A 13,813-nucleotide genomic window follows, 5' to 3' on the forward strand; every position below is an offset into this window, starting at 1 on the left:
GGGAAAATCTCGACAGAATGAGCGATACATCCGCGACGGAAAACGGCGTAAGCAGTGAATATGGCGCAGATTCCATCAAGGTCCTGAAGGGCCTCGACGCCGTGCGCAAGCGCCCCGGCATGTATATCGGCGACACTGACGATGGCTCCGGCCTCCACCACATGGTCTATGAAGTTGTCGACAACGCGATCGACGAAGCGCTTGCCGGTCATGCCGACATCGTCACCGTCACTCTCAATCCGGATGGTTCGGTAACGGTCACCGACAACGGCCGCGGCATCCCGACCGACATCCATAGCGGCGAAGGCGTGTCGGCAGCGGAAGTCATCATGACGCAGCTGCATGCCGGCGGCAAATTCGACCAGAATTCCTACAAGGTCTCCGGCGGTCTGCACGGCGTCGGTGTTTCCGTAGTCAACGCGCTCTCGGTCTGGCTGAAGCTGAAGATCCGCCGCCATGGCAAGATCCATGAAATGAGCTTCACTCATGGCGTCGCCGATGCTCCGCTGAAGGTCACGGGCGATGCCCCCGATTCGACCGGTACGGAAGTCAGCTTCATGCCGAGCAGCGAAACCTTCACCATGACCGAATTCGATTACGGGACGCTGGAGCACCGCCTGCGTGAACTCGCATTTCTGAATTCCGGCGTCCGTATTCTCCTGGCCGACAAGCGTCATTCCGATATCAAGCAGGAGGAAATGCGCTATGACGGCGGCCTCGAGGCCTTCGTCTCTTATCTCGACCGCGCCAAGAAGCCGCTCGTCGACAAGCCGGTCGCCATCCGCGGCGAAAAGGACGGCATCACCGTCGAAGTGGCGATGTGGTGGAACGACAGCTATCACGAGAACGTGCTCTGCTTCACCAACAACATTCCCCAGCGCGACGGCGGCACCCATATGGCCGGTTTCCGCGCGGCCTTGACCCGTCAGGTGGTTTCCTATGCCGACAATTCCGGCATCACCAAAAAGGAAAAGGTGACGCTGCAGGGGGAAGACTGCCGCGAGGGTCTGACGGCAGTTCTGTCGGTCAAGGTGCCCGATCCGAAATTCTCGTCGCAGACGAAGGACAAGCTTGTTTCCTCGGAAGTCCGCCCTGTCGTCGAAAGCCTCGTCAACGAGGCGCTGAACACCTGGTTCGAAGAACATCCGAGCGAAGCCAAGATCCTCGTCGGCAAGGTCGTCGAGGCGGCAGCCGCGCGCGAAGCGGCCCGCAAGGCCCGTGAATTGACCCGCCGCAAGGGTGCGCTCGATATCGCCTCGCTACCGGGCAAGCTCGCCGACTGCTCCGAACGCGACCCGGCCAAATCCGAAGTCTTCCTGGTCGAGGGCGATTCCGCCGGCGGCTCGGCCAAGCAGGGCCGGTCGCGCGAAAACCAGGCGATCCTGCCGCTGCGCGGCAAGATCCTGAATGTGGAACGGGCCCGTTTCGACAAGATGCTCTCCAGCCAGGAAATCGGCACGCTGATTACCGCGCTCGGCACCGGCATCGGCAAGGACGAGTTCAACGCCGAAAAGCTGCGTTATCACAAGATCATCATCATGACGGACGCCGATGTCGACGGCGCCCACATCCGTACCCTGCTGCTCACCTTCTTCTTCCGCCAGATGCCGGAACTGATCGAGCGCGGCCATCTCTACATCGCCCAGCCACCGCTCTATAAGGTCGCACGCGGCAAATCGGTGCAGTATCTGAAGGATGAGAAGGCGCTCGAGGAATATCTCATCGCCCAGGGTCTCGAAGATGCAGCGTTGAGGCTCGGCAGCGGCGAGGTCCGCACCGGCCAGGACCTGCGCGAAGTTATCCTCGATGCGCTGCGCATGCGCGCTTTGCTCGACAATCTCCATTCGCGCTACAATCGCGCCGTCGTCGAACAGGCGGCGATCGCCGGCGCGCTCAATGCCGAGCTCGTCAGCGATCAGGCAAGAGCGCAGGCATTGGCGAGCGAGGTCGCAAGCCGCCTCGACATCATCGCCGAAGAGACTGAGCGCGGCTGGCAGGGCGACCTGGCGAGCGATGGCGGCCTGCGCCTCGAGCGCATGGTCCGCGGCGTCAAGGAAGTGGTCGTGCTCGACATGGCGTTGATCGGCTCCTCCGATGCCCGTCACATCGACCAGCTGACCGCGCGCCTCAAGGAAATCTACCAGACACCGCCGTCGCTGCACCGGCGCGAAGGCGACATCGAGATTTCAGGGCCGCGCGCCCTGCTCGACGCGATCTTCGCCAGCGGCCGCAAGGGTCTCAGCATGCAGCGCTACAAGGGTCTCGGTGAGATGAATGCCGAGCAACTCTGGGAAACGACGCTCGATCCGAATGTCCGTTCGCTGCTGCAGGTCAAGGTTGCCGACGCCACCGATGCCGATGGGCTCTTTGCCCGCCTGATGGGGGACGAAGTCGAGCCACGGCGCGAATTCATCCAGGACAATGCGCTAAGCGTCGCAAACCTCGATATCTGATCGATATGCCTTCAACAAAAAGCCCCGCCGTCGCAGGACGGCGGGGCTTTCGCTTATTCTGATGTCGCTCAGTTGGCTAGGAAATGGCCGTTAAAGGCGAGATCGGAGAGCGGCTTGCGCTGGCTCGGGATTTCGCGCGCCTGATTGCGTTCTGAAAGGACGCGCTTGTCGGCCAGACGGCCGACGGCAACGCCTGCTTCGACCCGGTAGCCCTCGGGGATATCGAACGTTTTTTTGATGTCCTCATGTTTGATGCCGCCCATGCCATGGGCATAGAAGCCGGAAAGGCGCGCCTGCAGCGCCAGATATCCCCAGGCTGCACCGGCGTCGAAGGAATGGGTGTAGCTCGGCTTTTCCTCGCCGGATCCGGCAACGCCGGTGAAGCTGCGTGAGACGACGAAGATCAGCGCCGATGCGTTCTTCGCCCATTCCTGATTGGCATCGACAAGCAGTGCGACGAATTTCTCCCAATGCTCCGAGCCCTTGAGGGCATAGATGAAGCGCCAGGGCTGCTGGTTGGACGAGGACGGCGCCCAATGGGCGGCTTCGAGCAGGCTGAGCAGCTGTGCCTCCTCGATGATTTCGCCGGTAAAGGCGCGCGGCGACCAACGGTCGAGAAACATCGGATCGATCGGATATTGGGATTCGCGGTTATTGCTCTGCGTCATGCTTGTTCCAGGGTTGGGACATAAAAATCGTTGAGGTCAATCGGTCCAGACGATGTCGAGTTCCTCGCGGAAGGCGAAACGCTTCAGATGAGCGTCGATCACGCTTTGCATCCCTGCCTGCTGGTCGGGATCGGCAACGGAAAGCGTCATGGTGAGCGCCGCATCGTCGGCGGCGAATATCACCTCGGCGCTATCGCTGAACGGCACCCGGCCCTTATGAGGATCGAAATCGACGCTGAACTTGTGGCTCCAGTGTTTGCAGAGCTGCTGCAGGTACCGGCTCGCATGTTCGGTGCGTACGACGGCCTTGGAGAGGTGCATGTCGAACTCCATCTCGTGTTGGACGACAGCATGTCGCACCAAAATGTGCAGCGGTTTTGCAATAACGACATGCGTAAAACAAGGACCTAAAGCGCGGGCCAAGCGAATCTGAAAGATCGTGACGCGCTTAGAGCCAAGTCATATTTCCTGCTTCGCCGGCTTGGCAAGCGCAGCATCGTCGCAGTTGCGTGGACGGACTGTCTCCATAAAAGCGGCCTTACGCGTGCGCCGAAGCAGGGTAATGGACTGCTTCAATCGGTCGGTTGGAGAAGTGCGCATGCTGGTGAACGGAAAATGGACGGAAGACTGGCAGCCCGTTCAGGCGAAGGATGAAAAAGGCGGCTTCGTCAGGCAGGTTTCGAGTTTCCGCAATTGGGTGACGCCGGATGGCAGCGCCGGGCCGACAGGCGAGGGCGGTTTTGAAGCCAGCCTCGGCCGCTACCATCTCTACGTCGCCTATATCTGCCCCTGGGCCTCTCGCACCCTGGTCGGCCGTAAGCTCAAGGGCCTGGAAGAGGTCATTTCCGTCTCTGTCGTCGAACCGGTGCTGACGAAGCAGGGCTGGCGCTTCGGCGACTATCCAGGTGCAACGCCGGATCATGTCAATGGCATGAGCTACATGCATGAAATTTACACGAGGGCAGCGCCCGGCTTCACCGGCCGCGCCACCGTCCCGGTTCTCTGGGACAAGCAGAGGCAGACCATCGTCAACAATGAATCTGCCGATATCCTGCGCATGCTGAACAGCGGCTTCGGTGAACTGGCGAAAAATCCGATCGATCTTTATCCCATCGAAAGGCGCGCCGAGATCGACGCTTTCAACGAACGTATTTATCCCGCCCTCAACAACGGGGTCTATCGCGCCGGTTTTGCCACGACCCAGATCGCCTATGAGGAAGCCTTCGCCGATGTCTTCTCCTGCCTCGATTGGATCGAGCCGAAATTCGAAGGCAGGTCTTTCCTCTTCGCGGATCACCCCACGGAAAGCGATATCCGCCTTTTCGTGACGCTGGTGCGCTTCGACGTCGCCTATCACGGCATCTTCAAATGCAATCTGCGCCGGCTTTCGGACTATGCCAATCTGCGCACCTTCTGCCGGCGCATGCTGGATTGGCCGGGCATTGCCGACACGGTGAATCTCGACCACATCAAGCGCGGGTACTACTCGGTCGAAAGCCTGAACCCGACGAAAATCGTTCCTGCCGGTCCGGATCTCTCCGAAATTTTCTAGTAACGCCGTACCGCTTCCGGGCAAAGCCGTAATGACACCGATGAATAATTCGTTCATAGGTGGCTGCAAATTCGTTTTCGATGAGGAGGCATTCCATGAAGCTGATGCGTGTTGGCGAAGCAGGTCGGGAGAAACCGGCGCTTCTCGATGCCGATGGCAAGATCCGCGATCTCTCGGCGCATGTCGCCGACATCGGCGGCGAGGCAATCTCGCCGGCCGGCCTTGCAAGGATCGCCGCGCTCGATCCGAAGAGCCTGCCGGAACTTGCCTCCGGCCGGATCGGAGCCTGCGTAGCCGGCACGGGCAAATTCATCTGCATTGGCCTCAATTTCTCCGACCATGCCGCCGAAACCGGCGCCACCGTGCCGCCCGAGCCGGTCATCTTCATGAAGGCGACCTCGGCGATCGTTGGCCCGAACGACACCGTGCTGATCCCGCGCGGTTCCGAAAAGACCGATTGGGAAGTCGAGCTCGGCGTCGTCATCGGCAAAACGGCGAAATATGTCAGTGAAGCCGAGGCGCTCGACTACGTCGCCGGCTACTGTGTGTCCCACGACGTGTCCGAACGCGCCTTCCAGACCGAGCGCGCCGGCCAGTGGACCAAGGGCAAGTCCTGCGACACTTTCGGCCCGATCGGCCCCTGGCTGGTCACCAAGGATGAGATCGCCGATCCCCAGAACCTCGGCATGTGGTTGAAGGTTAACGGCCAGACGATGCAGAACGGTTCGTCCAAGACCATGGTTTATGGCGTCGCCCACGTCGTTTCCTATCTCAGCCAGTTCATGTCGCTGCATCCGGGCGATGTCATCTCGACGGGGACACCGCCCGGCGTCGGCATGGGCATGAAGCCGCCGCGCTTCCTCAGGGACGGCGATGTCGTCGAGCTTGGCATCGAAGGGCTCGGCAGTCAGAAGCAGAGCTTCGTTGCGGATCGTTAACGACGCTACTTCAGCGGAACCTTAAGTTTTCCGTCTACGTGATGCCGGAGATCAACTCTCCGGCATTTCCTGTGCAGCTTCGGGACGTCCATGTTGCTGTGCAACAGAAACCTGTTAGTCTGCGTTACGTGCCAGCGTGCGGAAAGAGCTCGATGTCTATCAACCGACGTCATCTTTTCGATAGATGAAAGGCAGCGCCTTCTATGTTCTATCAGCTTTATGAATTGAATCATGCCGCTATGGCGCCGTTTCGCGCCGCAGCGGACATCATGCGATTTGCCTATGCCAATCCGCTGAATCCGTTCTCTCACACACCCTTCGGCCGGGCGATGGCGGCAAGCCTCGAAATGTTCGAGCGCACGACGCGTCGCTACGGAAAGCCGGAATTCGGGTTGAAGCAGACGACGATCGGCGCGCAGACGGTTTCCGTCCGCGAAGAGGTCGTCTGGTCGAGATCCTTCTGCAATCTCCTGCATTTCGCACGGAACGTTCCGCCCGGCCGGGCCAGCGATCCCCGTATCCTGATCGTCGCGCCGATGTCCGGCCACTATGCGACGCTCTTGCGCGGTACGGTCGAGGCGCTGCTGCCGAGCGCCGATGTCTACATCACAGATTGGATCGACGCCCGCATGGTGCCGATGACGGAAGGCAGGTTCGATTTCGACGATTATGTCGATTACGTCATCGAGATGCTGCATTTCCTCGGTCACGACACCCATGTCATCGCCGTCTGTCAACCCTCCGTTCCGGTGCTCGCTGCAGCGGCGGTAATGGAGGAAGCCAACGATCCGCTCTCGCCGTCCTCGATGACGCTGATGGGCGGCCCGATCGACACGCGCATCAACCCGACGGCGGTGAACAAGCTCGCCCAGGAGCGGTCGCTGCAGTGGTTTTCCGACAATGTCATCATGGACGTTCCTTGGCCGCAGCCGGGCTTCATGCGCCCTGTCTATCCGGGCTTCCTGCAGCTGTCGGGCTTCATGTCGATGAACCTCGATCGCCACCTCGTCGCCCACAAGGAATTCTTCATGCATCTCGTGAAGAACGACGGCGAGCCGGAAAAACATCGCGATTTCTACGACGAATATCTCGCCGTCATGGATCTGACCGCCGAATTCTATCTGCAGACGGTCGAGCAGGTCTTTATGAAGCATTCGCTGCCGAAGGGCGAGTTGATGCATCGCGGCAAGCGCGTCGACCCGGCCGCGATCCGCAACGTCGCGCTGCTGACCGTCGAGGGCGAGAATGACGACATTTCAGGCGTCGGCCAGACCAGGGCGGCCCAGACCATCTGTGTCAACATTCCTGAAGACATGCGCATGCACTATCTTCAGCCGGATGTCGGCCATTACGGCGTTTTCAACGGCTCGCGCTTCCGTCGCGAGATCGCGCCGCGCATCGTCGATTTCGTCCGCCAGCATTCCCGCGCCGCCGTCAAGCCGCGGGTGCCGCGTGTGATCAAGGGCGGACGGACAGCGTGATTCAGCGACGTCTGAATTAGCAACGCCGATTCAAGGCTTTGTCCGATTTCGCCGGCAATCGTCTTGAAGGCGGTTCTTGCGGTTACCACATCGTTTTCCAGCGTTTGGCATCTTGCCGGGCGCCGAAAGCGAGGATACCGCACGATGAACCAGTCAGCATTGCTTCGACCGGATTGGACTCCGGCTACCATTGCCCTGATGATTCTCGGCTTCATGGTTTTCTGGCCTCTGGGTCTGGCCATGCTTGCCTATATCATCTTCGGCGATCGTCTGCGCGGCTTCAAGCGCGACGTCAATCAGGCGACCGATGGTTTCTTTGCCTCCTGCCGCCGTTCGCATGGCCGCCACCGCCCGCATTTCTCGACCGGCAATGTCGCCTTCGACGACTGGCGTAAGGCCGAGCTCGACCGGATCGAGGAAGAGCGCCGCAAGCTCGACGAAATGCGCGAGGAATTCGACGAATATCTGCGTGAACTCCGCCGCGCCAAGGACCAGGAAGAGTTCGACCGCTTCATGCGTGACCGCAAGAACGCCAAGCGCGACGACAACGGCCCGGTCGCGGAGTTCCAGACGCCGTGAAGGCCTAAAGCATGTCGCGCAAAAGTGTGAAGCGGTTTTGCGGCAACGACATGCGTAAACGAAGACCTAAAGCGCAAGGAGCGAAGCTGGAAGATCGCGACCGCGCTTTAGGCAATGAAATGATGACCGGCATCTCGCGATGCCGGTTTTTCCATGTCCGCCTGCCCCGCAAATCGTTTAGATTCCCCGGCGAATCGTATAGAAAACCCCCATGTTTCCGCTTCTGAAGACACGGCCAAAGGCGCGAAAGCCAGCTCCGCCCGAAACGCGGACGCTCGATGTCGCCGGCCGGCTCATGCCGCTGACCATCAAGCAGCACGATCAGGCAACCCGGATCACGCTTCGCATCGAGCCGGGTGGGCGGGCCTTGAAGATGACGGTGCCGAGAGGTCTGGCGGCGCGTGAGGTGAACGCCTTCCTCGATCGGCACCAGGGATGGCTGCTCACCAAGCTTGCCAAGTTTTCGACCGATACCGGCTTACGCAACGGCGGCAAGATCCTCCTGCGCGGTGTTTCCCATCGCATCGAGCACACGGGCAGCCTGCGCGGCTTGACGGAGGTCGTCTCCGTGGATGGCAGTCCTGTGCTGCGCGTCAGCGGCATGCCCGAGCATGTCGGGCGGCGCATCGCGGCCTTCCTCAAGAAGGAGGCGCGCGCCGATCTTGAGAGGCTGGCGATGATGCATGCCGCGACAATCCGGGCGCCGATCCGCTCGATCTCGATGAAAGATACCCGCAGCCGATGGGGCTCCTGCTCGTCGGAGGGAAACTTGAGTTTCTCCTGGCGTATCGTCATGGCGCCGCCTTCGGTGATCGATTATCTCGCCGCCCATGAAGTCGCTCATCTCAAGGAGATGAATCACGGCCCCCGCTTCTGGGCGCTTTGCAAGACGCTTTGCCCCGGCATGGAGGAAGCGAAATCCTGGCTGAAGCGGCACGGCAGTCAGCTGCACGCCATCGATTTCGATTAGCCGCAAGCCCCGCTAAATACAGCTTTCCATGCAATTTGGCTCGACTCTTGCCGCATTTCGTGTCACTTCGCTGCCATGAAAACCGATATCAAGATCTGTGGCTTGAAGACGCCCGAAGCGATCGATCGTGCGCTGAAACGCGGCGCGACCCATATCGGTTTTATCTTCTTCGAAAAGAGCCCGCGTTATGTCGAGCCCGATGTGGCGGCAAAACTTGCCGAACCGGCGCGCGGCAAGGCGAAGATCGTCGCCGTCGTCGTTGATCCCACAAATGACGATCTCGACGAAATCGTGTCGCTGCTGAAGCCGGACATCCTCCAGCTCCATGGCAACGAGAGTCCCGAACATGTGCTGACCATCAAGGCGCTCTATGGTTTGCCTGTGATGAAAGTCTTTTCCGTGCGCACGGCCGACGATCTCAGGCGCGTCGAAGCCTATATCGGCATCGCCGACCGTTTTCTCTTCGATGCGAAAGCGCCGAAGGGTTCGGAACTGCCTGGCGGCAACGGGATTTCCTTCGACTGGAGCCTTCTCGGCTGGCTCGACGGCAGCATCGACTACATGCTGTCCGGCGGGCTGAACAAGGACAATGTCGCGGATGCGCTTGTGAAGACCAAGGCACGTGGTATCGACGTCTCCTCGGGTGTCGAAACCGAGCCCGGCGTAAAGAGCGTCGCGTTGATCGATGAATTTTTCGATGCGGTCGAAAAGGCGGATACGCCTGTCATGGCCTCAGGGAGTTGATAGTGAACGAAACGCCTAAACCGAATTCCTTCCGTTCCGGGCCAGATGAAGATGGCCGCTTCGGCATCTATGGGGGTCGTTTCGTTGCCGAAACGTTGATGCCTTTGATTCTCGATCTGCAGGACGAGTGGAACAAGGCGAAGAGCGATCCGGCCTTCCAGGCGGAACTGAAGCATCTTGGCGCCCACTATATCGGCCGGCCGAGCCCGCTCTATTTTGCCGAGCGGCTGACTGCCGAACTCGGCGGCGCGAAGATCTATTTCAAGCGCGAGGAACTGAACCACACCGGTTCGCACAAGATCAACAACTGCATCGGCCAGATCCTGCTCGCCAAACGCATGGGCAAGACCCGTATCATCGCCGAAACCGGCGCCGGCCAGCACGGCGTCGCTTCGGCCACCGTTGCCGCCCGCTTCGGGCTTCCCTGCGTCGTCTACATGGGCGCCACCGACGTCGAGCGTCAGGCACCGAACGTTTTCCGCATGAAGCTGCTCGGCGCCGAAGTCAAGCCCGTGACGGCAGGCAGCGGCACGCTGAAGGACGCGATGAACGAGGCGCTCCGCGACTGGGTCACCAATGTCGAGGATACCTATTATCTGATCGGCACGGCGGCCGGCCCGCATCCCTATCCGGAGATGGTCCGGGACTTCCAGTCGGTGATCGGCGCGGAAGCGAAAGAGCAGATGCTGGCCGCCGAAGGCCGCCTGCCGGACCTCGTCGTCGCTGCCGTCGGCGGTGGCTCGAATGCGATCGGCATCTTCCACCCCTTCCTCGATGACCCCTCCGTGAAGATCGTCGGCGTCGAAGCCGGCGGCAAGGGCCTCCAGGGCGACGAACATTGCGCTTCGATCACCGCCGGGTCTCCCGGCGTGCTGCACGGCAACCGCACCTACCTGCTGCAGGATGGCGACGGCCAGATCAAGGAAGGTCATTCGATTTCGGCTGGTCTCGATTATCCCGGCATCGGCCCCGAACATTCCTGGCTGAGCGATATCGGCCGCGTCGACTACGTGCCGATCATGGACCACGAGGCGCTCGAGGCGTTCCAGACCCTGACCCGCCTCGAAGGCATCATCCCGGCGCTCGAGGCGGCGCATGCGATTGCCGAGGTCATCAAGCGCGCACCGACAATGAACAAGGACGAGATCATCCTGATGAACCTCTCCGGCCGCGGCGACAAGGACATATTCACCGTCGGCAAGATTCTGGGAATGGGACTGTAAGACATGACCGCACGCATGGACAAACGCTTTGCCGCGCTCAAGGCCGAGGGCCGTCCGGCGCTTGTGACCTATTTCATGGGCGGTGATCCTGATTACGATACCTCTCTCGGCATCATGAAGGCACTGCCGGAAGCAGGTTCCGACATCATCGAGCTCGGCATGCCCTTTTCCGATCCGATGGCCGACGGCCCGGCCATCCAGCTGGCCGGCCAGCGGGCGCTGAAAGGCGGTCAGACGCTGAAGAAGACGCTGCAGCTGGCGGCAGACTTCCGCAAGAGCAACGACGCGACGCCGATCGTCATGATGGGCTATTACAATCCGATCTACATCTACGGCGTCGAGACGTTCCTGGACGATGCGCTGGCCGCCGGTATCGACGGCCTGATCGTCGTCGACCTGCCGCCGGAGATGGATGACGAACTCTGCATTCCGGCGATCCGCAAGGGGATCAACTTCATCCGCCTGGCGACGCCGACCACCGACGAAAAGCGCTTGCCCACCGTGTTGAAGAACACCTCCGGCTTCGTCTACTACGTCTCGATGAACGGCATCACCGGTTCGGCACTGCCCGATCCGTCGCTGGTTTCCGGCGCCGTCCAGCGTATCAAGCAGCATACGGAGCTGCCCGTCTGCGTCGGTTTTGGCGTCAAGACGGCGGAACATGCGAAGGTCATCGGCGGCTCGGCCGATGGCGTCGTCGTCGGTACCGCCATCGTCAACCAGGTCGCGACGAGCTTGACCAGCGATGGCAAGGCGACGGCGGACACGGTTCAGGCGGTCGCAACGCTGGTGCGCGGCCTTTCCTCGGGAACACGCTCGGCACGCCTTGTTGCTGCCGAATAGTTTTCCCACATTGGCGCTATTCAACCAGGAGAATTCGAGTTGAACTGGATCACCAACTACGTTCGCCCGCGGATCAATTCCATGCTGGGCCGTCGCGAAGTGCCGGAGAATCTCTGGATCAAGTGCCCGGAAACGGGCGAGATGGTCTTCCACAAGGACCTGGAAGGCAATAAGTGGGTGATCCCTGCTTCCGGCTATCACATGAAGATGCCGGCCAAGGCCCGGCTTGCCGACCTTTTCGACAATGGTGAATATGAATCGCTGCCGCAGCCGAAGGTCGCCCAGGACCCGCTGAAATTTCGCGATTCGAAGAAATACAGCGATCGTCTGCGTGACAGCCGCCTGAAGACCGAGCAGGAGGACACGATCCTCGCCGGCCTCGGAAAGGTGCAGGGTGTGAAACTCGTGGCCGTCGTGCACGAATTCAACTTCATCGGCGGTTCGCTCGGCATCGCCGCCGGCGAGGCGATCGTCAAGGCTTTCGAACGTGCGACGTCGGAAAAATGCCCGCTGGTGATGTTCCCGGCTTCCGGCGGTGCGCGCATGCAGGAAGGCATTCTCTCGCTGATGCAGCTGCCGCGCACGACCGTTGCCGTCGACTTGCTCAAGGAATCCGGCCAGCCCTACATTGTCGTGTTGACCAACCCGACAACAGGCGGCGTCACGGCCTCCTATGCCATGCTTGGCGATATTCACCTGGCCGAGCCCGGCGCCGAAATCGGCTTTGCCGGCAAGCGGGTGATCGAGCAGACGCTGCGTGAAAAGCTGCCGGAAGGCTTCCAGACCTCCGAATATCTGCTGGAACATGGTATGGTCGATATGGTTGTCAAACGTCATGACATTCCGGAAACGCTGGCGCGCATCCTGAAGATTCTGACGAAGAAGCCCGTCTCGGCAGCCAACGACGTGACTCGTGGAGCGATCGCCTTGGCGGCGAGCGCCTGATATCAGGCAAGCAGGCGGGATGCCGAATTGATACCCAGAGGCCAAACCGCGGTGAGTGAGGCAGCGCAGGAGATCGAAAAACTCATGGGATTGCATCCCAAGGGCTTCGATCTGTCTCTCGATCGCATCACCCGTCTTCTCGACCAACTCGGCAATCCGCACCGGAAACTGCCGCCGGTCATCCATGTCGCTGGCACCAACGGCAAGGGTTCGGTCACTGCCTTCAGCCGGGCTCTGCTGGAAGCGGGGGGTTACAGCGCCCACGTCCACACCTCGCCGCATCTCGTCAATTGGCACGAGCGCTATCGCATTGGTGTCGCGGGCGGGCGCGGGCAGCTTGTCGACGACGCCGTCTTCGCCGATGCTCTGCGACGGGTGGCCGAGGCCAATGCCGGGCAGCATATCACCGTCTTCGAAATCCTGACGGCGGTCACCTTCATTCTGTTTTCCGAACACCCGGCCGATGCCGCGATCATCGAAGTCGGTCTCGGCGGCCGTTTCGACGCCACCAATGTCATCTCCGATCCGGCTGTGTCCGTCGTCATGCCGATCTCGCTGGATCACCAGCCTTATCTCGGCGACAGGGTGGAACTGATCGCGGCTGAAAAGGCTGGCATCATGAAGCCCGGACGGCCCGTCGTCATCGGCCATCAGGAATATGATGCGGCGCTCGACGTGCTGATGTCGACGGCCGAGCGACTGCATTGCCCGAGCGCCGTCTTCGGGCAGGATTTCATGGCGCATGAGGAATATGGACGGCTGGTCTATCAGGACGAGTACGGGCTTGCCGACCTGCCGCTGCCGCGCCTTCCCGGTCGCCATCAATATGCCAATGCCGCCGCCGCCATCCGCGCTGTCAAGGCCGCCGGCTTCCCCGTCACCGAGACGATGATGGAAAAGGCGATGAATTTCGTGGAATGGCCGGGCCGGCTGCAGCGCCTCAGCGAGGGCCGGCTGCTATCGCATGCGCCCGCCGGCGCCGAGATCTGGGTCGATGGCGGGCACAATCCCGGAGCGGGTGAGGTGATCGCCGAAGCCATGGCTAATTTCGAGGAGCGCCAGCCGCGGCCGCTTTTCCTGATCATCGGCATGATCAACACCAAGGACCCGATCGGGTATTTCAAGGCCTTTACAGGCTTGGTCGAGAAGGTGTTCTGCGTGCCGATCCGCGGCAGCGAGGCGATGATCGACCCGGTGATATTGTCGAACGCCGCCTATGATGCCGGTTTGGTCGCCGAACCGATGTCGACGGTCGGCGAGGCGCTGGAAGCGATAAAATCGGCCCTCGACCCGACGGCACTGCCGCCCCGCATCCTCATCGGCGGCTCTCTCTATCTCGTCGGCGATGTGCTTGCCGACAACGGCACGCCTCCGAAATAAGCAAATGAAAAAGCCCGGTCGAAGCCGGGCTTTTCAT

At 60.7% G+C, this 13,813-nt stretch carries 13 protein-coding genes; 11 read left to right on the forward strand and 2 right to left on the reverse strand.

The annotated features are described in order from the left end of the window. Positions 1–17: 17 nt before the first annotated feature. Entirely contained in the window at positions 18–2,453 is a 2,436-nt protein-coding gene (gene gyrB / locus HJC00_RS09520; RefSeq protein ID WP_210632803.1) for a DNA topoisomerase (ATP-hydrolyzing) subunit B, read from the forward strand. 68 nt (positions 2,454–2,521) lie between these two features. On the opposite strand, the gene HJC00_RS09525 is transcribed toward gyrB, so the two are convergent. Next, positions 2,522–3,121 (reverse strand): nitroreductase family protein, encoded by a 600-nt coding sequence (locus tag HJC00_RS09525; protein WP_210632804.1) that lies wholly within the window; start codon positions 3,119–3,121, stop codon positions 2,522–2,524. A gap of 36 nt (positions 3,122–3,157) precedes the next feature. Continuing rightward, positions 3,158–3,442: a DUF2218 domain-containing protein gene (locus HJC00_RS09530; protein ID WP_210632805.1), complete on the reverse strand. Its 285-nt coding sequence runs from the start codon at positions 3,440–3,442 to the stop codon at positions 3,158–3,160. A 277-nt stretch (positions 3,443–3,719) separates the two neighbouring features. Here HJC00_RS09530 and HJC00_RS09535 point away from each other — a divergent pair, with 277 nt between their 5' ends. The 10 genes from HJC00_RS09535 (at position 3,720) to HJC00_RS09580 (ending at position 13,776) form a co-directional block, all read left to right on the forward strand. Beyond that, positions 3,720–4,673, forward strand: a complete 954-nt coding sequence (locus HJC00_RS09535; protein ID WP_221163898.1) for a glutathione S-transferase family protein — start codon at positions 3,720–3,722, stop codon at positions 4,671–4,673. A 95-nt stretch (positions 4,674–4,768) separates the two neighbouring features. Next, positions 4,769–5,611: a fumarylacetoacetate hydrolase family protein gene (locus HJC00_RS09540; RefSeq protein ID WP_210632807.1), complete on the forward strand. Its 843-nt coding sequence runs from the start codon at positions 4,769–4,771 to the stop codon at positions 5,609–5,611. Positions 5,612–5,814: 203 nt separating this feature from the next. Beyond that, on the forward strand, positions 5,815–7,092 hold the full coding sequence (locus HJC00_RS09545) for a polyhydroxyalkanoate depolymerase (RefSeq protein ID WP_210632808.1): 1,278 nt from the start codon (positions 5,815–5,817) through the stop codon (positions 7,090–7,092). Between the two features lie 144 nt (positions 7,093–7,236). Beyond that, entirely contained in the window at positions 7,237–7,671 is a 435-nt protein-coding gene (locus HJC00_RS09550; RefSeq protein WP_064800136.1) for a DUF2852 domain-containing protein, read from the forward strand. Positions 7,672–7,882: 211 nt separating this feature from the next. Continuing rightward, the gene (locus HJC00_RS09555; RefSeq protein WP_210632809.1) at positions 7,883–8,641 is read left to right on the forward strand and encodes a M48 family metallopeptidase; all 759 of its coding nucleotides are present in this window, start codon (positions 7,883–7,885) and stop codon (positions 8,639–8,641) included. 75 nt (positions 8,642–8,716) lie between these two features. Further along, positions 8,717–9,385: a phosphoribosylanthranilate isomerase gene (locus HJC00_RS09560; RefSeq protein ID WP_210632810.1), complete on the forward strand. Its 669-nt coding sequence runs from the start codon at positions 8,717–8,719 to the stop codon at positions 9,383–9,385. Positions 9,386–9,387: 2 nt separating this feature from the next. Continuing rightward, positions 9,388–10,608, forward strand: coding sequence for a tryptophan synthase subunit beta (gene trpB, locus HJC00_RS09565; RefSeq protein WP_210632811.1), 1,221 nt, complete (start codon positions 9,388–9,390; stop codon positions 10,606–10,608). Between the two features lie 3 nt (positions 10,609–10,611). Next, on the forward strand, positions 10,612–11,451 hold the full coding sequence (trpA, locus tag HJC00_RS09570; protein WP_210632812.1) for a tryptophan synthase subunit alpha: 840 nt from the start codon (positions 10,612–10,614) through the stop codon (positions 11,449–11,451). A 39-nt stretch (positions 11,452–11,490) separates the two neighbouring features. Next, positions 11,491–12,396 carry an acetyl-CoA carboxylase, carboxyltransferase subunit beta gene (accD, locus tag HJC00_RS09575; RefSeq protein ID WP_210632813.1) on the forward strand — a complete coding sequence of 302 codons (906 nt, stop codon included), beginning with the start codon at positions 11,491–11,493 and terminating at the stop codon, positions 12,394–12,396. Positions 12,397–12,423: 27 nt separating this feature from the next. Beyond that, complete coding sequence (locus HJC00_RS09580) at positions 12,424–13,776, forward strand: folylpolyglutamate synthase/dihydrofolate synthase family protein (RefSeq protein ID WP_210632814.1); 1,353 nt, start codon at positions 12,424–12,426, stop codon at positions 13,774–13,776. Positions 13,777–13,813: the final 37 nt, after the last annotated feature.

The organism is Rhizobium sp. NLR22b (genome assembly GCF_019685295.1).
Classification (GTDB): domain Bacteria; phylum Pseudomonadota; class Alphaproteobacteria; order Rhizobiales; family Rhizobiaceae; genus Rhizobium.